The sequence below is a fragment of the Pseudomonas agarici genome, from assembly GCF_001543125.1.
Lineage (GTDB): Bacteria > Pseudomonadota > Gammaproteobacteria > Pseudomonadales > Pseudomonadaceae > Aquipseudomonas > Aquipseudomonas agarici.
In genome coordinates this window covers 942,053-966,613 of sequence record NZ_CP014135.1, presented here as the reverse complement: position 1 = coordinate 966,613, position 24,561 = coordinate 942,053, and the positions used below count along the sequence as shown (strand labels likewise).

The window sequence follows — 24,561 nt, the reverse complement described above, 5'->3', positions numbered from 1 at the left end:
CATTGGCGTGAATGACTTGCATATCGCCACGCACGCCAGAAGCGCCGGGCTGGTGGTGGCAGTGGTGACGAACAATGCAAACTAATTCCCGCGCGGCAATGGCTTGATTGTCGAAAACCGGGTCACAAGTTAACCGGAGCGGCGGGACAGGCCGAACTTCCCACTCCTTCTCGGTTGTTTATCGCAGATCGTGGCTACGCTCGGCGCTACTGTCATTTCTGACATGATCAACCGACAAGGCCGTGGCAAACATCTAATGCGTAAAGCCCTGGGGCGGATACTGTTAAGAATGATGGGTCAGTGCTTACCTCTGAAATACAGGCCTGCGGATCTACGGTTTGTCTGCGAAGGTTTTTGGCGTTTTTGAGGTTCTCATCGCTGGCAACCCCCTTGTACACAAGGATCGAGGCAGTTGTCAGAGCGGCGGCAACGCCCACTCGATCGGCGCCAGGCCATTCTGCTCGAGGAACTTGTTGGTCCGGCTGAAATGCCCGCAACCGATAAACCCACGATACGCCGACAGCGGCGAGGGATGCACCGACTTGAGCACCAGATGCTTGGTGGCGTCGATCAGCTTCTGCTTGCCCTGGGCATGGGCACCCCATAGCAGGAATACCAGTTTGTCCTGGCGCTCGCTGACCACTTCGATGATGCGATCGGTGAAGAATTGCCAGCCCCGGTTAGCATGCGAGGCGGCATTGCCGCGTTCCACGGTCATGGTGGTGTTGAGCAGCAGCACGCCCTGCTCGGCCCAGCTTTGCAGGTAGCCGTGGTTGGCGATATCGATGTTCAGGTCGCGTTGCAATTCCTTGTAGATATTGACCAGCGACGGCGGCGCCGGCACCCCGGGTTGCACCGAGAAGCACAGGCCATGAGCCTGACCGGGACCGTGATACGGGTCCTGGCCGAGGATCACCACTTTCACCTGGTCCAGCGGGGTGGTGTTCAGCGCATTGAAGATCAGCGGCCCCGGCGGATAGATCTGCTTGCCGGCAGCATGTTCCAGGCGCAGGAACTCACGCAACTCGGCCATGTAGGGCTTGTCGAACTCATCACGCAAGGCGCGTTTCCAGCTCGGTTCGAGTTTGATGCGGTCGTCGTCGGTCATGAGGTCCTGTCCTGAGTGAGCCATGGGGCGGACACTAGGAAAGCCGATCACGCTTGTCAATTGGTCCGACGCATTACCGGCAGTTTCCCACACAAGGATCATACTGAGCATTCAACCCGCAGTTTGAGGTCGCAATGAATCTGCACTTCGAAGAGCTCATCGGCACCGATGGCGCGCGGATCGGCGTCGCCAGCCTGAATGCCCCACACACGCTCAACGCCCTCTCGCTGCCGATGATCGCGGCCCTTGATGAACGGCTCGATGCCTGGGCCAAGGATCCACAGATCGCCGGCGTGCTGTTGCGCGGCAACGGCGCCAAGGCCTTTTGCGCCGGTGGTGAGGTCCGTAGCCTGGCGCAGGAATGCCGCGCCCGACCGGGCGAGGTGCCAGCGCTGGCGGCGGCGTTTTTTGCTGCGGAATACCGCCTTGACTATCGCCTGCACACCTATCCTAAGCCGCTGATCTGTTGGGGTCATGGCTATGTGCTCGGTGGTGGCCTGGGCTTGTTACAAGGTGCCAGTATCCGCATCGTGACACCCAGCAGCCAACTGGCGATGCCGGAAATCGGCATCGGCCTGTACCCGGATGTCGGCGGCAGTTGGTTCCTCTCTCGCCTTCCGGGCAAGTTGGGGTTGTTCCTCGGCCTGACCGGGGCGCGAATGAATGCACGCGATGCAGTGGACCTCGGGTTGGCCGACCGCCTGCTGCGCGACGATCAGCAAGAAGACTTGATCAATGGCCTGCTCCGGCTCAACTGGCAGGAACAGACGGCCAGGCAGCTCAACAGCCTGCTCAAGGCGCTGGAACATCAGGCTCGCGAGCAGAGCCCGGCGGCACAGTGGCTGCCACGCCGGGAGCGGATCGATGCGCTGCTGGATGTCAGCGATGTGGCCTGTGCCTGGCGAACGCTGGTCCAGCACAGCGAGGATGCCGACGAACTCATGGCCATGGCGGCGAAAAACCTGAAGGGCGGCTGCCCGTTGACGGCTCACCTGGTGTGGGAACAGATCGCTCGGGCACGGCACCTGTCATTGGCTCAGGTGTTCCAGATGGAATACACCCTGAGCCTGAACTGCTGCCGCCACCCGGAATTCAGTGAGGGCGTGCGGGCCCGCTTGATCGACAAGGATCAACGACCGCGTTGGCATTGGCCGGATGTGACGGCGGTGCCACGGACGGTGGTCGAGGCACATTTCCACAAGGTCTGGGAGGGGCGGCATCCGTTGGCGGACCTGTCGGATTACTGAAGGATGGTCGAGGTGATGGAGTGAAGTTGTATGCTGAAGTTCTGCCTCGCCACAATACTAGTGCCCACGGCCCGCGCCGTGCCTGTATCTGCCGTTGCCACCATGATCGCCCCCGCCGTATCGGTAAGGCTGGCCCCAGCCATGGTTCGAATAGCCCCGTGGCGCCGGTGTGTAATAACGCGGTGCGGCGTAATAGCGAGGCCGCGGCGAGTAATAGCGCGGTTGTGGCGCGTAGTAGTAGTCTCGACGGTAGTAGGAACCGCCGCCGTAGTAAACCGGGGCGGGCACTGTGTAGACCTCGGAACGGTAGTAGTTCGCACCGCCATCGTAATAAGGCACACACGCGCAAAGAGTCAAAGCCAAGCTTGCCGTGAGCAGAAGTCGAGGGTACATGGCGGCCTCCTGGACCGCGAAGAAGCTACACCAGCGACGCTGGTAAGCATGCGTCGACAAACCCATCCACGCACGTCATTTAAGACTTTGAAATCGGCATGAAGTGCCGTTTAAGCAATATTTTGAAACATGCTTTTTAAGAGAGAGCAGGGTTGACGGATCGCTCCCAGGCTGGCGCGTGGGAACGATCAGGGCCGGGACTCAGGGCCGTGCATTGAGTTGCTGTTGCAGGTTCTGGATCTGGCTTTGCAGGGTGTTGATATTGCGCGTGACCTGACCACGGAAGGCGTCGAACTCCGCGGTGCTGGCGCTCTGACCGCCCGCGCTCCGGCGGCTGTCCTGTTCGCTCTTGAGCACGATCATATCCTGCTCCAGACGCTCCAGGGCGACGCTCGGGTTGCCCTGTTTCTTCAACGCGGCAATATCGGCGGCATGGCCCTTGAGCTCGGCATCGAGCTTGCCGGCATCCGCCTGAGCGGCCTTCAGCGTCGCCAGGTCGCTCGTCAGGCTCTTGACCTGGGCCTGCAACTGGCCATTGGCACTCTGCAGCTCACTGGTTTGCGCGCTCATCTGTTGCAGGCGCTGCTCCAGTCCGGTCTGCTGACCGGCGACACCTTGCTGTTGCTTGCCCTGTTCCAGCAACTTGCCTTCCAGTTGTTTGACCTGCAGCTTCAACGCTTCGCTGTCGCTATTGACGTTGGATTCAGTGGCCACCACCTTGCCGGAAATTGCCTGCAGGCGCCCCGCCGCGTCCTCGCTGATCCGCGCAAAACTCTCCTGGGTGGCAACCAGCTGCTGCTCCATCAGCGAGATCTGCTGGAAGCTCCACCAGGCCAGCCCGGCAAAGGCGAAGAACAGCGCCCCCACCAGCGCCCACAACGGACCGGTGCCCGGTCCCTTGATCTTGGCCACCGGGGCGCTGCGCGAAGCGACTCTCGTGCGCTCACGGGCAGCCGGCGTCACCGGAAAATCATCCTCATCGCCCACGTCGGCGCGCAGGCTCGGTACATCGTCGAAATCGTCGTTGGCATCGTTACGCATGAAAGAACCTTTGCGGACCACATTGATGGCGAAATATACCGAGTATAAACCCGTTACCCACCGCGCTGATCGACTCTGAACCCGGCGCAGGGTTCAACCCTGGTCACTGAATGTTTCACCGGGTCGCCGGTTCCTGGGCCTGCCACCAATGGCAGAACTCATCCAGCGCCGCCCACAGGCTGACCTTGGGCTCATACCCTAGATAATGCCGTGCGCGACTGATGTCCAAGGTGAAATCTTTGTTCATGACCTGCATCCCGAGTCGTGACAGGGTCGGCTCCGGGCGCCCGGGCCACAACCCGCAAACAGCCTCGTTCAACGCCGCGACGCTGTAGGCCAAGCCAAAGGAGCGGTAACGCATGACTTGCGGCACCTGCATCTGCCGCATCACGTAGTTCACCACGTCCCAAAACGGCACCGGCGCGCCGTTGCTGATGTTATAGACCTTGCCCAGGGCCGAGCCCCCTACTTGCAGGCAACTCAGCAATGCTTCGTTGAGGTTCTGCACACTGGTGAAATCGACCCTGTTCAAGCCATTGCCGACAATCGCCAGGCGCCCCTTGCGCTGTATCCTCAGCAGGCGCGGGAAGACGCTCATGTCGCCAGCCCCGGTGACCAGACGCGGACGCAGAGCAAGAACCTCCAAGCCGAACTCCTGAGCGCCGAAGACCTTCTGCTCGGCGAGAAACTTGGTGGCGGCGTAGGGGTGACTGAAGCGCTTGGGCACCTGTTCCTCGGTCAACTCCAAGTGCGAGCGACCATCGAAGTAGACCGAGGGCGAGGACAAGTGGACCAGGCGCCGCACCCGCTCCTTAAGGCAGGCTTCGACGACGTTTTCGGTAACCAGCACATTGCCCCGGTGAAAGTCCTGGTAGCGGCCCCACAGGCCGACGGCACCGGCGCAATGCACCACGGCTTCGACATCGCGGCACAGATTGCGCACAAGCTGCGGGTCCGTCAGGTCGCCCTGGACAAACTCGGCACCACGGCGTACCAGATGCTCGACGCTTTCGGCCCGACGGCCATTGACCCGCACGTCATAGCCCTGCTCCAGGGCGCAACGCGCAAAGCGCCCGCCAATAAAGCCGCTCGCGCCGGTGACCAAAATTTTCATGTCGTGCTCCAAATACCTTGATTCGTCTTGCCTGTTACTTAAACGCTGCCCGTCACGCCAGAGGCACCAGCCATTGCGCCGCCGAGCGCGCCAGATGCTCGGTCAACCGCGCCAGCAATTGACCGCCGTTGCGCCAATGATGCCAGTACAACGGCACGTCGACCGGCTTATCTGGAATCAACTCCACCAATTGGCGCCGCGCCGACTGCTCGCGCACCTGCAATTCGGGAACCAGGCCCCAGCCCAGCCCGGCTTCGTTCAGCCGCAGAAAACCTTCGGCGGAGGGACACAGATGGTGCTCGAAACCACCCTCCACGCCCAACGCGGCGAGGTAGCGATGTTGCAGCAGGTCGTCCGGACCGAACACCAGTGCCGGTGACTGCGCCAGCGAACGGGCATCGACTCCGTCAGGGAAATGCCGGGCGATAAATGCCGGCGTCGCCAGTGCCCGATAGCGCATGGCCCCGAGCAGCAGGCTGCGAGCGCCAGCAATCGGGCGCTCGCTGGCACAGACGCAAGCCGCTACTTCACCGGCACGCATGCGCTTGAGGCCGACGGTCTGGTCCTCAACTACCAGATCCAACAACACATGATGGCGAACACAGAAATCGCTCACCGCCTGGGCCCACCAGGTCGCCAGGCTGTCGGCATTCAGGGCAATGCGCAGGCGATCCGGCAGCCCTTCTTCGTCCAACGCCGGGACCTGGCCTTGCAGGTCGCGTTCGAGCAAGCGCACCTGTTGCACATGGTTGAGCAGGCGCCGGCCGATCTCGGTCGGCGTCGGCGGCGTGGCCCGCACCAAAACCGGCTGGCCAACCCGCGCCTCCAGCAACTTGATCCGCTGGGATATCGCCGACTGGGACAAGCCCAGCACCTGCGCCGCCCGCTCGAAACCGGCCTGTTCGACCACGGCGGCGAGGGCCGAGAGCAATTTATAGTCGAACATCAGTTTTCCTAATGAGCGATCACTAATATTGATTTCTCTTATACAGGATCCCTCTGGAGAATGCCCACCGGTACTCTTTGAATGAAGGACAGTGACATGGCTGGCGAAACCTCCCTGGCAATCCTGTTGCGCAGCATGAGCCCCCACCTCAATGATGGCGACTATGTGTTCTGCAGCATCGCCGATGCCGCCTTGCTCAAGGGCCGCGAAGCCATCGGCAGCTTTCGCGAGCGTGAGGGCCTGACGGTGATTCTCCAGCGTGAAGACGCAGCGGCGCTGGGCCTGCCCTTCGACTACCTCGCGGCCTGGATCACTCTGAACGTGCATTCGGCCCTGGAAGCCGTCGGCCTCACCGCCACCTTCGCTGGCGCATTAAGCCAGGCCGGTATCAGTTGCAACGTGATCGCCGGTTACTACCACGACCATCTGTTCGTCGCCCGCGACGACGCCGAACGCGCCATGTCCGTATTGCGGGACCTGGCCCACCAGAGCGAGCGGCAAATCCGTCAACAATCAGGAGCGTAAGCTTCATGTGGCAAAGTTATGTCAATGGCCTACTGGTTGCCGCCGGACTGATCATGGCCATCGGTACGCAGAACGCTTTTGTCCTGGCCCAGAGCCTGCGCCGTGAACACCACGTGCCGGTCGCGGCCTTGTGCGTGGTCTGCGACGCGATCCTGGTGGCGGCGGGCGTCTTCGGCCTCGCCACGATGCTGGCACACAACCCGACGTTGCTGGCGATTGCTCGCTGGGGCGGTGTCGCCTTCCTGCTCTGGTACGCCAGCCTGGCCCTGCGCCGCGCCTGCTCGCGGCAAAGCCTGCACCAGGGGCAGGCCCAGACGGTGCGCTCACTGCGTGCCGTGCTGCTCAGCGCCCTGGCGGTGACCTTGCTCAATCCCCACGTCTACCTCGACACCGTGCTGCTGATCGGTTCCCTCGGCGCTCAGCAGACCGAGCCTGGCGCCTACGTGGTCGGTGCCGCCAGTGCTTCGCTGCTGTGGTTTTTCACCCTGGCCCTGGGTGCGGCCAAGCTGGCGCCATGGCTGGCACGCCCGGCAACCTGGCGGGTTCTCGATCTGCTGGTGGCGGTCATGATGTTCAGTGTGGCGGTACAACTGATCGGTGCCGCGTGATATTCCAAAAAGCTCTGGAACCTCTATTCCACACAGTTGTTGCGTGGTTATGCCGCAACCCCGGTGCTATGATCGCGAACCTGCGCCGTAAAGAGTACAGACTCCCCGGCGCATAGTTCGGCCGCCCGTGATCGGCCTTGCGCTCACCGCAACTGACCTGATTAGGAGAATAACCATGGCTTTCGAATTGCCACCGCTGCCCTATGCACACGATGCCCTGCAGCCGCACATCTCCAAGGAAACCCTGGAGTTCCACCACGACAAGCACCACAACACCTATGTCGTGAACCTGAACAACCTGGTGCCAGGCACTGAGTTCGAAGGCAAGACCCTGGAAGAAATCGTCAAGTCTTCCTCGGGTGGCATCTTCAACAACGCCGCTCAAGTCTGGAACCACACGTTCTACTGGAACTGCCTGGCGCCAAACGCTGGCGGCCAACCTACTGGCGCATTGGCCGAAGCGATCAACGCTGCGTTCGGCTCGTTCGACAAGTTCAAGGAAGAGTTCACCAAGACTTCCGTCGGCACCTTCGGTTCCGGTTGGGGCTGGCTGGTGAAGAAGGCTGATGGCTCCCTGGCCCTGGCCAGCACCATTGGCGCCGGCAACCCGCTGACCAGCGGCGACACTCCGCTGCTGACCTGCGACGTCTGGGAACATGCCTACTACATCGACTACCGCAACGTGCGTCCAAAGTATGTCGAAGCGTTCTGGAACCTGGTGAACTGGAAATTCGTCGCCGAGCAGTTCGAAGGCAAAACCTTCACCGCTTGAGACTCAATCGTTTGAGAAAAAACCCGGCCAGGCCGGGTTTTTTTATGTCCGCACCGTGCCCCCCATGACCGATAGTCCCTTGCTCCCACTTCGTCCGGGGCTACGCTGAATAATCCGCTAAATTGAATGGCAGATCCTCAAGTTATGCAGCCTCCCTACGACACAGTACCTATGGTCTGAAAAGGTTCGACAGGCACATTTTACCCAGGCTCAGGCACGGATCGTCCCCGGTCGCATTGCCTCTTTGACTGCCGGGGCTGGATTGCCAATACTCATAGCGACTTGATGCTACCCGCATGGAACAAGGAATAACCCTTTGAAGCTGGAACTCAAGAACAGCTTGTCGGTGAAGTTGCTCCGGGTGGTGCTGGTGTCGGCACTGATTGTCGGCGTGGTACTGAGCTGTGCGCAGATCGTCTTCGACGCCTACAAGACCCGCCAGGCGGTTGCCGCCGACGCCCAGCGAATTCTCGATATGTTCCGCGACCCCTCGACCCAGGCCGTCTACAGCCTCGACCGGGAGATGGGCATGCAGGTGATCGAAGGTCTGTTCCAGGACAAGTCCGTGCGCATGGCCTCCATCGGCCACCCCAACGAACCCATGCTTGCCGAAAAGCTCCGCGACCTGCAGACCTCCTCCAGCCGCTGGCTCACCGACCTGATCCTCGGCCAGGAACGCACTTTTACCACGCAACTGGTCGGGCGCGGCCCTTACAGCGAGTATTACGGCGACCTGAGCATCACCCTCGACACCGCGACCTACGGCCAGGGCTTTATCGTCAGTTCAGTGATCATCTTCATTTCCGGCGTGCTGCGGGCCTTGCTCATGGGACTGGTGTTGTACCTGGTCTATCACTGGCTACTCACCAAGCCACTGTCGCGGATCATCGAGCACCTGACTAATATCAACCCGGATCGTCCGGCCGCGCATCAGTTGCCCTTACTCAAGGGCCATGAACAGAACGAGTTGGGGATCTGGATCAACACTGCCAACCAGTTGCTGGCCTCGATCGAGCGCAATACCCATTTGCGCCATGAGGCGGAAAACAGCCTGCTGCGCATGGCTCAATACGACTTTCTGACGGGCCTGCCGAACCGCCAGCAGTTGCAACAGCAACTGGACAAGATCCTGTCCGATTGCCTGCGCCCGCAACGCCGGGTCGCGGTGCTGGTGGTCGGCCTCGACGACTTCAAGGGTATCAACGAACAGTTCAGCTACCAGACCGGCGATCAATTGTTGCTGGCCCTCGCCGATCGCCTGCGTACCCACAGCGGCCGCCTCGGCGCCCTGGCGCGCTTGGGGGGCGATCAGTTCGCCCTGATCCAGGCAGATATCGAACAGCCCTATGAGGCCGCCGAATTGGCGCAAAGCATCCTCGATGACCTGGAAGCACCGTTCGCCCTCGATCATCAGGAAATCAGCTTGCGCGCCACCATCGGCATCACCCTGTTCCCGGAAGATGGCGCCAGCACCGAAAAGCTGCTGCAGAAAGCCGAACAGACCATGACCCTGGCCAAGACCCGCTCACGCAACCGTTACCAGTTCTATATCGCCAGCGTCGACAGCGAAATACGCCGCCGCCGCGAGCTGGAAAAGGACCTGCGCGACGCCCTTAACCGCAACCAGTTCCACCTGCTCTACCAGCCGCAAATCAGCTACCGCGATCATCGCGTGGTGGGTGTCGAAGCCTTGATCCGCTGGCAACATCCGGAGCATGGCCTGGTGCCACCCGATCAGTTCATTCCGTTGGCCGAGCAAAACGGCACCATCATCGCCATCGGCGAATGGGTGCTGGACCAGGCCTGCAGGCAATTGCGCGAGTGGCACGACCAAGGCTTCATTGACCTGCGCATGGCGGTCAACCTGTCCACCGTGCAACTGCACCACGCCGAGCTGCCGCGAGTGGTCAACAATCTACTGCAAATGTACCGCTTGCCGCTGCACAGCCTGGAGCTGGAAGTCACCGAGACCGGCCTGATGGAAGACATCAGCACGGCTGCCCAGCATCTGCTGAGCCTGCGCCGCTCCGGCGCGCTGATCGCCATCGACGACTTCGGCACCGGATACTCGTCCCTGAGCTATCTCAAGAGCCTGCCGCTGGACAAGATCAAGATCGACAAAAGCTTTGTCCAGGATCTGTTGGACGATGACGACGACGCCACCATCGTGCGAGCGATCATCCAACTGGGTAAAAGCCTGGGCATGCAGGTCATCGCCGAAGGCGTGGAAACCGTCGAGCAGGAGGCCTATATCATTGCCGAGGGCTGCCATGAAGGCCAGGGCTATCACTACAGCAAGCCGCTGCCAGCCCGCGAACTGGGCGCTTACCTCAAGCAAGCTCAGCGCACTAATGCGGCGATCCTGTGAGACGACAAATAGCCTCGCAGAGTGCGGTGGAACATTTTAAATAATTAATACCAAATATTTTAATAACTAAATCTTTACTCAAATGCAACTCTTTCGCATTATGTGCCGGTTCTGCGTGCCCCCGCGCTCCCGCCCAACCTCTCGAAGCAGGATATCCGTCATGATTCGTATGCCTCTGGCCACCGCCAGTCTGTTGGCCATCGCCATCGCTCTCGCCGGTTGTGGCGACAAGGACAAAGAAAAAAACGCGACCGTTTCACCAACACCCGCTGCCACAGTCATCGCCACGCCAGCCAGCGACAGTGCCGGCAAAGTTGACGAAGCAGCCGGCAAGGCCGTGGTCGCGCATTACGCCGAGATGGTGTTCGCCGTCTACAGCGATGCCCAATCCACCGCGAAAACCTTGCAGAGCGCTGTCGACGCCTTCCTCGCCAAGCCAGACGCCGATACCCTGAAGGCCGCCAAGGCAGCCTGGGTCGCTGCTCGCGTACCGTACCTGCAGAGCGAAGTGTTCCGCTTCGGTAACACCATCATCGACGACTGGGAGGGCCAGGTGAACTCCTGGCCCCTGGACGAAGGTCTGATCGACTACGTCGATGCTTCCTATGAGCACGCACTGGGTAATCCGGGAGCTAGCGCCAATATCATCGCCAACAAACAAATCCAGATCGGCGAAGACAAGGTCGATGTGACCGAGATCACTCCGGAAAAACTCGCTAGTCTGAACGAACTGGGCGGCTCCGAGGCCAACGTGGCGACCGGCTACCACGCCATCGAATTCCTGCTCTGGGGTCAGGACCTGAACGGTGCCGGCCCAGGCGCCGGCAACCGTCCGGCTTCGGACTACTTGCAAGGGCCCGGTGCCACGGGCGGCCATAACGATCGCCGCCGCGCCTACCTCAAGGCCGTGACCCAGTTGCTGGTCGACGATCTGGAAGAGATGGTCGGCAACTGGCAGCCGAACGTAGCCGACAACTACCGCGCCAGTTTGGAAGCGGAGCCTGCGCAAAGCGGTCTGCGCAAGATGCTGTTTGGCATGGGTAGCCTGTCCCTCGGTGAACTAGCGGGCGAACGGATGAAGGTCTCCCTGGAAGCCAACTCGCCGGAAGACGAGCAGGATTGCTTCAGTGACAACACTCACAACTCACACTTCTACGATGCCAAAGGCATTCGTAACGTCTACCTGGGCGAATACACTCGTCTGGACGGCACCAAGCTGACCGGCCCGAGCCTGTCGTCGCTGGTAGCGAAGGTGGATCCGGCTGCCGACAGCGCGCTCAAGGGCGACCTGGAAGCGACCGAGGCGAAGATCCAGATCATGGTCGACCACGCCAACCAAGGTGAGCATTACGATCAATTGATCGCTGCCGGCAACGACGCGGGCAACAAGATCGTGCGTGATGCCATCGCCGCGCTGGTCAAACAGACGGGTTCGATCGAACAGGCCGCCGGCAAGTTGGGCATCAGCGACCTGAACCCGGATAACGCCGATCACGAGTTCTGATCGACGCCCTGCCCGTGTGGGCGAGGGATGCTTGCTCCACAGGACCGCGAAGCGGTCCTGAAACCGCTGATCTGGGCTTGCCAGATCAAACGAGATAGTCGGTTTTGCGGCTGCTTCGCAGCCGAGCGCGGGCAAGTCCACTCGCCACAAGAGGTTCAGCACAGGCAACGGCAGAGCTTTTGCCGCAGATCAAGCAAACGTCGATTGCGCTGATTCCATACACCCCGGCCTGATAAACTTCGCGCCCTGTCTTGAAGCCTGTTCTGGATGCCGATGCCCTCGCTGCCCCTTCGCCTGTCGTCGCTACTCCTGGCCCTGGGCCTGAGCGCCTGTGATGACGCGCTACGCTTTACCAAGCCCGAACCCGGCGAGGAACGCTCCGCTGGCACCACCACCGTGCGCGCTACCGATCGCAATGCCTTTTCCCTGCCAGCAGCCAACCTGTCGCCCACCCGCCGCCTGGAATTCAGTGTCGGCAACAGTTTCTTTCGTAGCCCGTGGGTGATCGCTCCCTCGACCACCACCGCACGCGACGGCTTGGGCCCGTTGTTCAACACCAACGCCTGCCAAAATTGCCATATCCGGGACGGACGCGGGCACCCTCCAGGGCCTGATGCCGACAACGCCGTGTCGATGCTGATACGCCTGTCGATCCCCAACGCGCCTGCCTACGCACGCCTTATCGAGCAACAGGGCGTGGTCCCCGAACCGGTCTATGGCAGCCAGTTGCAGGATATGGCGATTCCGGGCGTTGCCCCGGAGGGCAAGGTACGGGTCGAATACGATACCGTACCGGTACATTTCCAGGATGGTACTGAAATCGAACTGCGCAAACCGCGACTGCTGATCAGCCAATTAGGCTACGGTCCGATGCACCCGGACACACGTTTTTCCGCTCGTATCGCCCCGCCGATGATCGGCCTCGGCTTGTTAGAAGCCATTCCCGAGGAAGCCATTCTCGCCAATGCGAAAGAGCAGCAACGCAATGGTATCGCCGGCCGGCCTAACCGGGTCTGGGACGATGCCCTGCAAAAGACCGTACTTGGCCGGTTTGGCTGGAAAGCCGGGCAGCCGAACCTCAATCAACAAAATGTTCACGCACTTTCTGGTGATATGGGCCTCACCACAACCCTGAGACCTGCCGATGACTGCACCTTGATCCAGACCGCCTGTCGCAATGCCCCCAATGGCAACGGCGCCAACGGCGAACCGGAAGTCAGCGATAACATTCTGCGCCTGATGCTGTTCTACACCCGCCACTTAGCGGTCCCGGCACGACGGGATGTCGACGCGCCGCAGGTACTGGCCGGCAAGAGCCTGTTCCATCAGGCCGGCTGCCAGAATTGCCACACGCCACGGTTCACCACGTCGACCACGGCTGCCGAGCCTGAGCTGGCGGGCCAGGTGATCCGTCCCTACAGCGATCTGCTGCTGCATGACATGGGTCCAGGGCTGGCGGACCAGCGCAGCGAATTCCAGGCCGGCGGCAGCGATTGGCGTACCCCGCCGCTATGGGGGATCGGTCTGACCGGGACCGTCAGCGGTCACACCCAGTTTCTGCACGATGGCCGTGCGCGTAATCTGCTCGAAGCCATACTCTGGCACGGCGGCGAAGCCTTGCCGGCACAGCAACAGGTGCTGTCGTTCAACGCCAAGCAGCGTGCCGCGCTACTGGCCTTCCTGAATTCCTTATAAGACTTCTCTAAAAAGAGGACACGGACATGTTCCGCCCCAAACTGTTGTTCACCAGCCTTGCCGCCCTTGCCCTCGGCGCCTGTTCGCCACAGGATCCACAGGCCCTGACCTCGGCCGCCATCGCCAAGCAGGTGATCCTGCCGACCTACAGCCGCTGGGTCGAGGCCGACCGCCAGTTGGCAATCAGCGCCCTGGCCTTCTGCCAAGACCAGGAGAGCCTGAGCACCGCCCGTGCCGATTTCCTCCATGCGCAGAAAGCCTGGGCCGAGCTGCAACCCTTGCTGATCGGCCCGCTGGCCGAGGGTAACCGTTCCTGGCAAGTGCAGTTCTGGCCTGACAAGAAAAACCTGGTGGGACGCCAGGTCGAGCAACTGGTCAGCACCCAGCCGCAGGTGGATGCTGCCACCCTGGCCAAATCCAGCGTGGTGGTCCAGGGCTTGTCGGCCTATGAATACATCCTGTTCGACAGCAAGATCGACATGGCCGACAGCACACAGAAAGCCCGCTACTGCCCACTGTTGACCGCCATTGGCGAACGCCAGAAAACCCTCGCCGAGGAAATCCTGTCGAGATGGAACAGCAACGACGGCATGCTCGCGCAGATGAGCAAGTTTCCGAACCAGCGCTATGCCGATTCCCGCGAAGCCATCGCCGATTTGCTGCGCGTGCAGGTGACCGCGCTGGATACCCTGAAGAAGAAGCTCGGCACACCGATGGGTCGCCAGACCAAAGGTATCCCACAGCCGTTCCAGGCCGACGCCTGGCGCAGCCAGTCTTCGCTACAGGGCCTGGAGGCCAGCCTGGCCGCCGCCCGCACTGTCTGGGTCGGGGTCGACAACAAAGGTCTGCGCGGCCTGCTGACCGCCGAGCAGAAGCCGCTCGCCGAGAAGATCGACGCCGCTTATGCCGCCTCTCTGAAACTGTTCGCCAGCAACCAGCGCTCGCTGACCGACATGCTCGACGACGATAGCGGTCGCCAGCAGCTCAATGATCTGTATGACAGCCTCAACGTTGTCCACCGCCTGCACGAAGGCGAGTTGGCCAAGGCGCTGGGCATCCAATTGGGCTTCAATGCCAACGACGGTGATTGATAATGTTACGACGCCAGGCCTTGACCTTCGGTAGCCTCCTGCTCAGCGCGATCACCCTGGGCGGTTGGACGCTGTTGCGGCAAAAAGGCCAAAGCCCACTGCTGCTTTCCGCCCGCGACGATAGCAATGGCAGGCACTATGCCGTGGGCTATCGGCTAGACGGCCAACAGGTCTTCGCAACCCAGGTTGGCCAGCGTTGCCACGACATCATCAATCACCCGACACTAGCGCAAGCGCTGTTCGTCGCACGTCGCCCCGGTACCGAGAGCTACTTGATCGATCTGCGTGACGGGCGCCTGCTGCAAACGATCGCCTCGCAACCGAACCGGCACTTCTACGGCCATGCGGTGATCCACAAGAGCGGCGATTGGGTATACGCCACTGAGAATGACACCCGCGATCCGGGTCGCGGCCTGCTCGGGGTCTACAAGTTCGAAGGTGAACGGCTGGTTCACAGCGGGGAAATTTCCACCCATGGCATCGGTCCGCACCAGGTGTCGTGGATGCCCGATGGCGAGACCCTGATCGTCGCCAACGGCGGCATTCGTACCGAGGCCGAAAGTCGGGTAGAGATGAACCTCGACGCTATGGAGCCAAGCCTGGTGCTGATGCGGCGCGACGGCACCCTGCTGAGCAAGGAAACCCTGGCTCAACAGATGAACAGCGTGCGCCACCTTGGCGTGGCCGACGACGGCACCATCGTCTCCGGCCAGCAGTTCATGGGGCCGGCTCACGAGTCGTCGGAACTGTTGGCGATCAAGCGCCCCGGCCAGCCCTTTGTCGCCTTTACGGTGGCCGAACAGCAATTGCAGGCCATGGGACACTATACCGCCAGCGTCGCAGTACACAGCGAGTTGCGCCTGGTGGCGTTGACCGCGCCGCGAGGCAATCGATTCTTCATCTGGGACCTGGACAGCGGCGCGTTACGGTTGGATGCACCGCTACCTGATTGTGCAGGGGTCGGCGCGGTTGCCGATGGTTTCGTCGTCACATCTGGACAGGGCCGCTGCCGTTTCTATGACTGCCGCCAGAAAGAACTGACCGCCCAACCACTGGATCTACCCGCCGGGCTCTGGGACAATCATCTGCATCTGGTGTAATGCCGTTGGAGCCGACGCCGCACGACTCAGGCGCACAGCAAGGCCTGCAGAACGCTTATCATGGGCCACAAGAGTGGCTTGCCAGCGATGAGGTCGTTTGATCGACCGTCATCACCGGCAAGCAGCTTTCTAGAAAAGCCTGTGTTGCGTCACTGGAACAACGACTCACTGGACAAGCCGTTCTTTTCGAGGATCTCACGCAGGCGCTTGAGGCCTTCGACCTGGATCTGCCGCACCCGCTCACGGGTCAGACCGATCTCCAGGCCAACGTCCTCCAGCGTGCTACTCTCGTGACCGCGCAGGCCGAAGCGGCGCACCACCACCTCGCGCTGCTTGTCGGTCAACTCGGACAGCCACTGGTCGATGCTCTGGGACAGGTCGTCGTCCTGCAATAGCTCGCAAGGATCGGTTGGCCGGTCATCCGTCAGCGTATCGAGCAGGGTCTTGTCCGAATCCGGGCCGAGCGAGACGTCCACCGAGGATACCCGTTCGTTCAGGCCAAGCATGCGCTTGACCTCTCCGACCGGTTTTTCCAGCAGGTTGGCGATCTCTTCGGGGGACGGCTCATGGTCGAGCTTCTGGGTCAGCTCGCGAGCCGCCCGCAGATAGACGTTGAGTTCCTTGACCACATGAATCGGCAGGCGAATGGTCCGGGTCTGATTCATGATCGCCCGTTCAATGGTCTGTCGGATCCACCAGGTAGCGTAGGTTGAAAAGCGAAAGCCGCGTTCCGGGTCGAACTTCTCGACCGCCCGGATCAATCCGAGGTTGCCCTCTTCGATCAAGTCCAACAGGGAAAGCCCACGATTGACATACCGCCGGGCGATTTTCACCACCAGACGCAGGTTGCTTTCGATCATGCGCTTGCGTCCCGCCGGATCGCCGCTTTGCGACAGACGCGCAAAATGGACTTCTTCTTCGGAGGACAACAAAGGGGAGAAACCGATTTCATTGAGGTACAACTGGGTCGCATCCAGAGCCCGGGTGTAGTCAATGTACTTGTGCTGCTTGAGCGCAGCAGCGTTTTTGGTCTTAGCACGAACTGGGGGTGAAGAACTGTCGTCCTCCGGCATCATGTCCATGACAATGTCGGAGTCCGCAAGGAGCACCTCATCGTCGATGTCAAACCCCCGCGCTTCTTTACTGAGAGCCATTGTTATAATCCTTTGGTGAGTTCGACCTCAAGCTCAAGCGGCACCTTTATCCTTGGCAACGCTAGAGCCTGTTCCCTCTACGTCATGAGAACAGGCTGGCAAACGGATCAACGACGAGGCAGGAATTGCAATGGGTCTACGGGCTTGCCCTGGCGGCGAATCTCAAAGTGCAGTTTCACCCGGTCTGTACCAGTTGATCCCATCTCGGCAATTGTCTGTCCGACTTTGACCAGCTGCCCCTCCCGAACCAACAGCCTACGGTTGTGGCCGTAAGCACTGACGTAGGTATCGCTGTGTTTGATGATGACCAGTTCACCGTAGCCCCGCAATCCACTCCCGGCGTAAACCACTGACCCATCAGATGCAGCTAAAACAGGCTGTCCCAAATCTCCGGCGATATCAATACCTTTATTCAAACTACCGTTTGAAGAGAACTTTCCAATCAGAATGCCGTTTGCAGGCCATGCCCAGCCTTTCGGGGCGGGTCCAGGTACAGGCGTCGGCGTCGCCATTGCAGTCGGTGCCGTTCCGGCAGCCGTCACTGGACGCCGGGTAATGGTGGTTTTGCTGGAGGATGAACTCGACGACGTGCTCGTCACCGTCGCCACTGCCGGTGTTGAATTTGCACGACCGTCGAAGCGAATCGCCTGACCGACCTGAATAGTGTAGGGCGCCGGAATATTGTTGCGTGCGGCCAGGGCTTTCCAGTCCCAACCATAGCGAAAGGCAATCGAGAACAATGTATCGCCTCGAACCACCACGTGCTGGCCCGTGGTGGTCATCGGTCGTTGCGGTGCGCCACCGACACTGCTCGCATTGCCATTGCGATCCACCACGCGCACGCCGTTCTTCGGGGCACTGGAACAACCAGCCAGTAAAGCACTGAGGGCAAGACCGATCATCAGACGTTGAACGCTTGTTTTACCCATACGCTGCCAAATGACTGTGAGACTCACCCGCCGCTCCCTTTGTGTTGGCTGAAATAACTATAGAGTGCCCGTATAGGCCTTAGTGTGCGCAAGTATAACTGGCCGTTGAAGTTTTACGGACAGCAAAGCTCGACAAGCGTCCCCCTGGCACGGTTGGACAGTGACACTGGACACACTTTTAAACACCTATTATCTGCAAGATCCGGCCCTATGACCGACAACGTTCAACAGAATTCAGCGCATCGCTTAAACAAATGCAACAAATGCTCAGGCCAGTGGCCCATTGAGCAGCGGAACGAAGCGCACCGCACCGAGTACATGCCGGGAAAATCCATGTTCCTCGCGCACAATCAGCATCAGTTGCTGGACTTCACCCGCCCCTACCGGGATGACCAGGCGCCCGCCAGGGGCCAACTGGTCGAGTAACGCCTGTGGCACATCGGCGGCCACCGCAGTGACGATAATGCCGTTATACGGTGCAAGCGCCGGCCAGCCTTCCCAGCCGTCGCCCCAGCGGAATACCACGTTGCGCAGGTTGAGCTCGACCAGGCGCTCCTTGGCGCGATCCTGCAGGACCTTGATCCGCTCGACCGAAAACACCCGCTCGACTAACTGTGACAGCACAGCGGTCTGGTAGCCGGAGCCGGTACCGATCTCCAACACTTTGTCCAGCGGGCCGGCTTCCAGCAGCAGCTCGCTCATGCGTGCCACCATATAGGGCTGGGAAATGGTCTGGTTGTGGCCGATCGGTAGCGCGGTGTCTTCATAGGCACGGTGAGCCAGTGCTTCGTCGACGAACAGATGGCGCGGGGTTCGACGGATCACTTCCAACACCCTGGCGTTGCACAGGCCCTCGTCATAAAGCCGCTGGATCAGGCGTTCACGGGTTCTCTGCGAAGTCATGCCGATTCCGCCGCGCAGCAAATCGTTTTCACGCGCCATCAAGCAAGCCCCTCCAGCCAACCGTCGAGGCTACTAAAGGCATCGTTAAAAGTGCGGTCCAGTTGCAGCGGTGTCACAGAAACGAAACCTTGCATCAGTGCATGGAAATCCGTCCCCGGACCACCGTCTTCCACATCGCCGGCCGCAGCGATCCAGTAACCGGCCTTGCCTCGCGGATTGACCTCGACGATCGGCTTCGCCGCCCGTGCCCGATGGCCCAGACGGGTCAGTCGGATACCACGGATATGCTCCAGCGGCAGGTTCGGCACATTGACGTTGAGGACCGTGCGCGGCGGCAAGCGGAGCCCTGCATGGGCCTCTACCAACAACCGCGCAAAGTGCCCGGCAGTCGCCAGGTTATCGAGCTGGCGCGAGGCCAACGAGAAGGCAAACGAGGTTCGCTCAAGGAAGCGCCCTTCGAGCGCGGCAGCGACCGTGCCGGAATAGAGCACGTCATCGCCCAGGTTGGCGCCCAGGTTGATACCCGATACCACCATGTCCGGCTCCTGCTCCAGTAAGCCGTTGAGCCCCAGGTGCACGCAGTCGGTAGGCGTCCCGTTAAGACTGATAAAGCCATTGGGCAAGGTATGTGGATGCAGCGGACGATCGAGCGTCAGCGAGCTGCTGGCACCACTTTTATCCTGGTCCGGGGCAATCACCCGGCACTCGGCATAATCCGCCAGCGCAGCATGAAGCGCGGCGAGACCGGGAGCAAAAACCCCATCGTCGTTGGAAATCAAAATACGCATGAGCTGTCCGTCTGCCCTACCGACACAAGATCAACCAGCTCGCGCACCAGAACAGTGGCGAAGCATCCGGCCGGCAGGACGAATTCCAATTGCAGAATGTCCAGCGAGGGATAATGCCACGTCAGCCCGCCAATGGGCAGCCGCAGGATGCGACGTTCGTGCTCCATTCCCGCCTTGACCAGCCATTGGCACAGCTCGGCTTCACGCTCGGCGACGGCTTGCTCCAGTTCGAAGGTCGCCCCTGTCGTCGGCGACGGCCCCGCGCCCCATTGCGGACCGGTCGGGTGCAGGTCGAGAATCGCCAGACGCGGATCGCTGCACTCGGCCTCACCCGCCGGGAAAAAACTGCGGCTGTCGGTAAAAGCCAGCAAGTCGCCGACCTGGGCGCGATTCCAACTGCCGTCGGCGACCCGCGCCGCCAGTACCTGGTTGAACAGGTAGCTGCGGGCGCTGGACAGCAGTCGCGAACGCAGGTTGCGCTGCTCGGGCAGGGCCTGGCGTGCGGCGTAGTCGCGCGCCTCGCCGAGGTTGCCGCCCAGATGGCCGAAGCGCTGGGCACCAAAATAGTTGGGAATCCCCTGCCGGCTGATCTGTTCGAGACGTTGCTGCAGGCCATCCTTGTCCGCTGCCAGTTGGCTCAGGCGCAAGGTGAAGCCGTTGGCCGCATGGGCCCCGCGCTGTAACTTGCGCTTGTGCCGGGTACGCTTGAGAATTCGCAAAGTGTCGTTCTGCGCCGCGCCCATGTCCGGGTCGGCCTTGCCCGGCAGTTGGATGCTGAACCATTGCCGGGTGAGGGCCTGGCGATCCTTCAGACCCGCATAGCTGACCGTGCGCAAAGGTACGCCGGCAGCCCTGGCCAGGCGCCGGGCGGCCTCTTCGGTGTTCAGGCCGCGTTTTTCGACCCACAGCCATAGATGCTCGCCGTCGCCGGACAAGGGGATGTCGAGCACTTCATCGACCTGGAAGTCTTCCGCGCTGGCCTTGAGCACCGCACGGCCCAAGGCGTCGCCATAGGCACGCGGGCCCAGCAGTTCGCGTTCCGTCATGCGCGCAACAACAAGGCAACGCAATGCACCGCGATGCCTTCTTCGCGCCCGGTAAAGCCGAGCTTTTCAGTGGTGGTGGCTTTTACATTCACTTGATCCAACTCAACTTCAAGATCCATGGCAATCAGCGCACGCATCGATTCGATATGCGGAGCCATTTTCGGCGCCTGGGCAACGATGGTGTTGTCGACATTACCGACCTTCCAACCCTCGGCCTTGATCAGAGACACCACATGGCGCAACAGCACGCGGCTGTCGGCGCCTTTATAGGTGGGATCGGTGTCCGGGAAATGTTTGCCGATGTCCCCAAGTGCCGCCGCCCCCAACAGCGCGTCACTCAGGGCGTGCAGCAACACGTCGCCATCGGAGTGAGCCAGCAATCCGTGATGGTGTGCAATGCGCACGCCGCCCAGAGTGATGAAGTCGCCTTCGGCGAAACGGTGCACATCATAGCCGTGGCCAATACGCATAAAAAAACGCCCCGAGTTAGTCAGGGCGTGATTCTACCTATTTTGTCCGACATTAGGTTCTAGTACGAGCACTAGTGGCCTGTGTGGTTAGTTCTATGAGTCAATTTCGGCGCCATAAATCCCTGGCTTGCGTTGCTGTTCCTCGCCATAGCCCGGCTATGACTCGTCACAGCGCCTTAGCCATGAACTTATGGCATCCGAACTTGAACTAACGAACTCACCGTACAGGCCACTAGCCTGCGCCAAGCGCTTCGCTGTGATGGATCAAGTGGTCCTCAATAAAGCTGGCGATGAAGAAATAGCTGTGGTCGTAGCCTGGCTGCATCCGCAGGATCAACGGATGCTGCGCCAGCCTGGCCGCCTGCCGCAGGGCTTCAGGCTTGAGCTGGTTGGTCAGGAAGTCGTCCCGGTCGCCCTGATCCACCAGGATCGGCAGCTTTTCCTTCGCTTCGCCGATTAGCGCGCAGGCATCCCATTCGCGCCAGCGTGAGCGCTCTTCTCCCAGATAACGCGAGAAGGCCTTCTGTCCCCACGGGCAATCCATTGGGTGGCTGATCGGAGCAAAAGCCGACAGCGATTGGTAACGCCCAGGATGGCGCAGGGCACAGATCAGCGCACCATGCCCGCCCATGGAGTGACCGCTGATGCCACGTTTGTCGGACGCGGGAAAATGCGCCTCGATCAGGGCCGGCAGCTCCTGCACCACATAATCGTGCATCCGGTAATGGTGTGCCCAGGGCTCCTGCGTGGCATTCAGGTAGAAGCCAGCCCCGTGACCGAAATCCCAGGCGTTCTCGGGATCGCCGGGGACGCCCGCGCCACGCGGACTGGTGTCCGGCGCGACGATGATCAGCCCCAGTTGCGCGGCCATACGCAGGGCGCCGGCCTTGTGCATGAAGTTTTCATCGGTGCAGGTCAACCCCGACAACCAATACAGCACCGGCAGCTTGACGCCCTGTTCCGCCTGCGGCGGCAGATAGACGGCAAACACCATGTCACAATTGAGTACGTCGGAATGATGTTTATAGCGTTTATGCCAGCCGCCGAAGCTTTTCTGGCAGGAAAGGTTTTCCAGGCTCATGACCGACCTCAGAAATGAATGACGCTGCGGATGCTCTTGCCTTCATGCATCAGGTCGAAGGCCTTGTTGATCTCTTCCAGGCCCATGGTGTGGGTGATAAAGGCGTCCAATGGGATTTCGCCCTTCTGCGCCATCTCCACATAGCTCGGCAGTTCACTGCGCCCGCGCACGCCGCCAAAGGCCGAACCGCGCCAAACGCGACCCGTCACCAGTTGGAACGGACGCGTGGCGATCTCCTGCCCCGCACCGGCCACGCCGATGATCACCGATTCGCCCCAGCCCTTGTGGCAACATTCCAGCGCTGCACGCATCAATTGCACATTGCCGATGCACTCGAAGGAGAAATCCACACCACCCTCGGTCATGTCGACGATAACTTCCTGAATCGGTCGATCAAAGTCCTTCGGGTTCACACAATCGGTGGCCCCCAGTTGCCTGGCAATCTCGAACTTGGCCGGGTTGATATCGATGGCAATGATCCGCGCCGCCTTGGCCTGGACCGCGCCGATCACCGCCGACAGGCCGATGCCGCCGAGACCGAAGATCGCCACGGTGTCACCCGGCTTGACCTTGGCGGTATTGATCACCGCGCCGATGCCGGTGGTGACGCCGCAGCCCAGCAAGCAGACCTTCTCCAACGGTGCGTCCTTGGCGATCTTGGCCACGGAGATTTCCGGCAATACGGTGTACTCGGAGAAGGTCGAGGTGCCCATGTAGTGGAAAATCGTCTCGCCCTTATAAGAGAAACGCGAAGTGCCGTCCGGCATCAGGCCCTTGCCCTGGGTAGCACGGATTGCCTGGCAGAGATTGGTCTTGCCCGACCGGCAGAATTTGCACTGGCCGCATTCCGGGGTGTACAGCGGGATCACGTGATCACCGACCGCCACCGATGTCACTCCTTCGCCGATGGCCTCGACAATCGCCCCGCCTTCATGACCCAGGATCGCCGGGAAAATGCCTTCCGGGTCAGCGCCGGACAAGGTGTAGGCGTCGGTGTGGCAGACGCCGGAGGCCACGACACGCAACAACACTTCACCAGCCTTGGGCAAAGTGACATCGACTTCGATGATTTCCAGAGGTTTGTTTGCCTCGAAGGCAACGGCGGCACGTGACTTGATCATCCAGCAACTCCTGAAAAGTGAACGCGAAAGATTGCAGTGTAAATCATCGTTTGTTGATGAATAATCCAGCCAAAAGCAAAACATTATTGCTGTACAGGGATAATCAGATGAACGAGAACCGCTGGGAAGGCATCGACGAATTTGTCGCCGTGGCCGAGTGCAGCCAGTTCACCGCCGCCGCGCAACGGCTGGGGGTATCTTCTTCGCATATCAGCCGGCAGATCGCCCGGCTGGAAGAGCGGCTGCAAACGCGCCTGCTGTATCGCAGTACCCGGCGCGTCACGCTGACCGAAGCCGGCCAGACCTTCCTGCAACATTGCCAGCGCTTGCAGGATGGCCGCGACGAAGCCCTGCGGGCGGTGGGTGACCTGCACAGCGAGCCCAAAGGCTTGTTACGCATGACCTGTGCCGTGGCCTACGGCGAGCGTTTTATCGTGCCACTGTTGACCCGCTTCATGGGCCTGTATCCACAACTGCGCGTGGATATCGAGCTGAGCAATCGCACCCTGGACCTGGTGCATGAAGGGTTGGACCTGGCGATCCGCTTAGGTCGCCTGCAGGACTCGCGACTGGTGGCGACGCGGCTGGCACCGCGACGGATGTATTTGTGCGCGTCGCCCTCCTATCTGGAACGTTATGGTCGTCCTCACAGTCTCTCGGAACTGAGCCGACACAATTGTTTGATCGGTAGTTCAGATATCTGGCAACTGGCCCAGGACGGGCGCGAATTTTCCCAGCGGGTGCAGGGTAACTGGCGCTGCAACAGTGGCCAGGCGGTACTCGATGCGGTGTTGCAAGGGGTGGGTTTGTGCCAGTTACCGGATTATTACGTGCTGGAACACCTGCACAGCGGCCAGTTGGTTTCGCTGCTGGAAACCCACCAGCCGCCGAATACGGCAGTGTGGGCGTTGTACCCGCAACAGCGACACCTGTCACCGAAGGTGCGCAAGCTGGTGGATTATCTCAAGGAGGAGTTGGCGAAACGCCCCGAGTACGCCGCTTGATCCATTACCCACATAATGACCACCTAATCCATAGTTATTATAAACCAGATACCACCCAGCATCAGTGTGGACATGGCGATTGCCGCATCGATCTGATAAGGAGAAAGCAGGGAATACCAAGGCACGCGAATGGCCAGGATACACAGGAGCAAACCGAAACAGGCTCTGTATCTGTGCCGCAGCTTGTAGCGCAATGACATATAGAGCAGGAGCTGGATAAAACCGAATATTAAAAGAGAAATCAGCAGGTCTACTAAATACATCGTCACACCCTCACAACATGGAGTTAAAAACCATTATAAATAGGATTGATCTGATATATCTGTAGGACATCAAAATTCTGATCTCAGGAAGGTGACAACAAATTGCTCAATGCTTTCTTAGGTATCCTTATCCATAGTTATTATAAACCAGATACCACCCAGCATCAGCGTAGGCATAGCGATTGCCGCATCGATCTCATAAGGAGAAAGCAGGAAATACCAAGGCACGCGAATGGCCAGGATACACAGAAGCAAACCGAAACAGGCTCTGTATCTGTGCCGCAATTTAT

24 protein-coding genes are annotated in these 24,561 nt (G+C 60.3%); 10 read left to right on the top strand and 14 right to left on the bottom strand.

Annotation, left to right across the window (positions count from 1 at the left end; all coding sequences use genetic code 11):
* Positions 1-415 precede the first annotated feature (415 nt).
* Positions 416-1,108 (bottom strand): uracil-DNA glycosylase, encoded by a 693-nt coding sequence (gene ung, locus AWM79_RS04385; RefSeq protein WP_060782231.1) that lies wholly within the window; start codon positions 1,106-1,108, stop codon positions 416-418.
* A gap of 134 nt (positions 1,109-1,242) precedes the next feature.
* Between ung and AWM79_RS04380 the strand changes: the two genes are divergently transcribed.
* Entirely contained in the window at positions 1,243-2,355 is a 1,113-nt protein-coding gene (locus AWM79_RS04380) for an enoyl-CoA hydratase/isomerase family protein (protein WP_060782230.1), read from the top strand.
* Positions 2,356-2,412: 57 nt separating this feature from the next.
* Here the strand turns inward: AWM79_RS04380 and AWM79_RS24105 are convergent, their stop codons facing one another.
* The 4 genes from AWM79_RS24105 to AWM79_RS04365 form a co-directional block, all read right to left on the bottom strand.
* Positions 2,413-2,748 carry a hypothetical protein gene (locus tag AWM79_RS24105; protein ID WP_082712571.1) on the bottom strand — a complete coding sequence of 112 codons (336 nt, stop codon included), beginning with the start codon at positions 2,746-2,748 and terminating at the stop codon, positions 2,413-2,415.
* A gap of 201 nt (positions 2,749-2,949) precedes the next feature.
* A complete protein-coding gene (locus AWM79_RS04375; RefSeq protein WP_017130897.1) occupies positions 2,950-3,789 on the bottom strand; it encodes an ATPase in 840 nt (279 codons plus the stop codon).
* 115 nt (positions 3,790-3,904) lie between these two features.
* The gene (locus AWM79_RS04370) at positions 3,905-4,903 is read right to left on the bottom strand and encodes an NAD-dependent epimerase/dehydratase family protein (protein ID WP_060782229.1); all 999 of its coding nucleotides are present in this window, start codon (positions 4,901-4,903) and stop codon (positions 3,905-3,907) included.
* Positions 4,904-4,955: 52 nt separating this feature from the next.
* Positions 4,956-5,849: a LysR family transcriptional regulator ArgP gene (locus AWM79_RS04365; protein WP_017130895.1), complete on the bottom strand. Its 894-nt coding sequence runs from the start codon at positions 5,847-5,849 to the stop codon at positions 4,956-4,958.
* Between the two features lie 96 nt (positions 5,850-5,945).
* Between AWM79_RS04365 and AWM79_RS04360 the strand changes: the two genes are divergently transcribed.
* The 8 genes from AWM79_RS04360 (at position 5,946) to AWM79_RS04325 (ending at position 15,512) form a co-directional block, all read left to right on the top strand.
* Complete coding sequence (locus tag AWM79_RS04360) at positions 5,946-6,374, top strand: ACT domain-containing protein (protein ID WP_026013058.1); 429 nt, start codon at positions 5,946-5,948, stop codon at positions 6,372-6,374.
* Positions 6,375-6,379: 5 nt separating this feature from the next.
* The gene (locus tag AWM79_RS04355) at positions 6,380-6,982 is read left to right on the top strand and encodes a LysE/ArgO family amino acid transporter (protein WP_017130893.1); all 603 of its coding nucleotides are present in this window, start codon (positions 6,380-6,382) and stop codon (positions 6,980-6,982) included.
* Positions 6,983-7,157: 175 nt separating this feature from the next.
* The gene (locus AWM79_RS04350) at positions 7,158-7,754 is read left to right on the top strand and encodes a superoxide dismutase (protein WP_017125974.1); all 597 of its coding nucleotides are present in this window, start codon (positions 7,158-7,160) and stop codon (positions 7,752-7,754) included.
* Positions 7,755-8,070: 316 nt separating this feature from the next.
* On the top strand, positions 8,071-10,122 hold the full coding sequence (locus tag AWM79_RS04345; protein ID WP_060782228.1) for a putative bifunctional diguanylate cyclase/phosphodiesterase: 2,052 nt from the start codon (positions 8,071-8,073) through the stop codon (positions 10,120-10,122).
* Positions 10,123-10,282: 160 nt separating this feature from the next.
* Complete coding sequence (locus tag AWM79_RS04340) at positions 10,283-11,626, top strand: imelysin family protein (RefSeq protein ID WP_017130891.1); 1,344 nt, start codon at positions 10,283-10,285, stop codon at positions 11,624-11,626.
* A 273-nt stretch (positions 11,627-11,899) separates the two neighbouring features.
* Positions 11,900-13,321 carry a di-heme oxidoreductase family protein gene (locus AWM79_RS04335; RefSeq protein ID WP_026013057.1) on the top strand — a complete coding sequence of 474 codons (1,422 nt, stop codon included), beginning with the start codon at positions 11,900-11,902 and terminating at the stop codon, positions 13,319-13,321.
* A gap of 26 nt (positions 13,322-13,347) precedes the next feature.
* Positions 13,348-14,412 carry an imelysin family protein gene (locus AWM79_RS04330; protein ID WP_017130889.1) on the top strand — a complete coding sequence of 355 codons (1,065 nt, stop codon included), beginning with the start codon at positions 13,348-13,350 and terminating at the stop codon, positions 14,410-14,412.
* A gap of 2 nt (positions 14,413-14,414) precedes the next feature.
* A complete protein-coding gene (locus AWM79_RS04325; RefSeq protein ID WP_017130888.1) occupies positions 14,415-15,512 on the top strand; it encodes a DUF1513 domain-containing protein in 1,098 nt (365 codons plus the stop codon).
* 149 nt (positions 15,513-15,661) lie between these two features.
* On the opposite strand, the gene rpoS is transcribed toward AWM79_RS04325, so the two are convergent.
* The 8 genes from rpoS to AWM79_RS04285 all read right to left on the bottom strand — a co-directional run bounded on the left by rpoS (position 15,662) and on the right by AWM79_RS04285 (position 23,004).
* The gene (rpoS, locus tag AWM79_RS04320) at positions 15,662-16,666 is read right to left on the bottom strand and encodes an RNA polymerase sigma factor RpoS (protein ID WP_017130887.1); all 1,005 of its coding nucleotides are present in this window, start codon (positions 16,664-16,666) and stop codon (positions 15,662-15,664) included.
* Between the two features lie 107 nt (positions 16,667-16,773).
* Positions 16,774-17,622, bottom strand: coding sequence for a peptidoglycan DD-metalloendopeptidase family protein (locus AWM79_RS04315; RefSeq protein WP_039792256.1), 849 nt, complete (start codon positions 17,620-17,622; stop codon positions 16,774-16,776).
* 240 nt (positions 17,623-17,862) lie between these two features.
* The gene (locus tag AWM79_RS04310) at positions 17,863-18,498 is read right to left on the bottom strand and encodes a protein-L-isoaspartate(D-aspartate) O-methyltransferase (protein ID WP_208599926.1); all 636 of its coding nucleotides are present in this window, start codon (positions 18,496-18,498) and stop codon (positions 17,863-17,865) included.
* A gap of 38 nt (positions 18,499-18,536) precedes the next feature.
* Entirely contained in the window at positions 18,537-19,286 is a 750-nt protein-coding gene (surE, locus tag AWM79_RS04305; RefSeq protein WP_017130883.1) for a 5'/3'-nucleotidase SurE, read from the bottom strand.
* Positions 19,274-20,332: a tRNA pseudouridine(13) synthase TruD gene (truD, locus tag AWM79_RS04300; protein WP_060782226.1), complete on the bottom strand. Its 1,059-nt coding sequence runs from the start codon at positions 20,330-20,332 to the stop codon at positions 19,274-19,276. Before truD ends, surE begins: the two co-directional genes overlap by 13 nt.
* Positions 20,329-20,802: a 2-C-methyl-D-erythritol 2,4-cyclodiphosphate synthase gene (gene ispF / locus AWM79_RS04295; protein ID WP_017130881.1), complete on the bottom strand. Its 474-nt coding sequence runs from the start codon at positions 20,800-20,802 to the stop codon at positions 20,329-20,331. The genes truD and ispF overlap by 4 nt, the downstream gene beginning before the upstream one ends.
* Before the next feature lie 232 nt (positions 20,803-21,034).
* On the bottom strand, positions 21,035-21,883 hold the full coding sequence (gene fghA / locus AWM79_RS04290; protein ID WP_017130880.1) for an S-formylglutathione hydrolase: 849 nt from the start codon (positions 21,881-21,883) through the stop codon (positions 21,035-21,037).
* 8 nt (positions 21,884-21,891) lie between these two features.
* Positions 21,892-23,004 (bottom strand): S-(hydroxymethyl)glutathione dehydrogenase/class III alcohol dehydrogenase, encoded by a 1,113-nt coding sequence (locus tag AWM79_RS04285; protein ID WP_060782225.1) that lies wholly within the window; start codon positions 23,002-23,004, stop codon positions 21,892-21,894.
* Between the two features lie 107 nt (positions 23,005-23,111).
* Between AWM79_RS04285 and AWM79_RS04280 the strand changes: the two genes are divergently transcribed.
* The gene (locus AWM79_RS04280) at positions 23,112-24,008 is read left to right on the top strand and encodes a LysR substrate-binding domain-containing protein (RefSeq protein WP_060782224.1); all 897 of its coding nucleotides are present in this window, start codon (positions 23,112-23,114) and stop codon (positions 24,006-24,008) included.
* A gap of 23 nt (positions 24,009-24,031) precedes the next feature.
* Here AWM79_RS04280 and AWM79_RS04275 read toward each other — a convergent pair whose 3' ends face one another.
* Entirely contained in the window at positions 24,032-24,271 is a 240-nt protein-coding gene (locus tag AWM79_RS04275; protein ID WP_060782223.1) for a hypothetical protein, read from the bottom strand.
* Positions 24,272-24,561 lie beyond the last annotated feature (290 nt).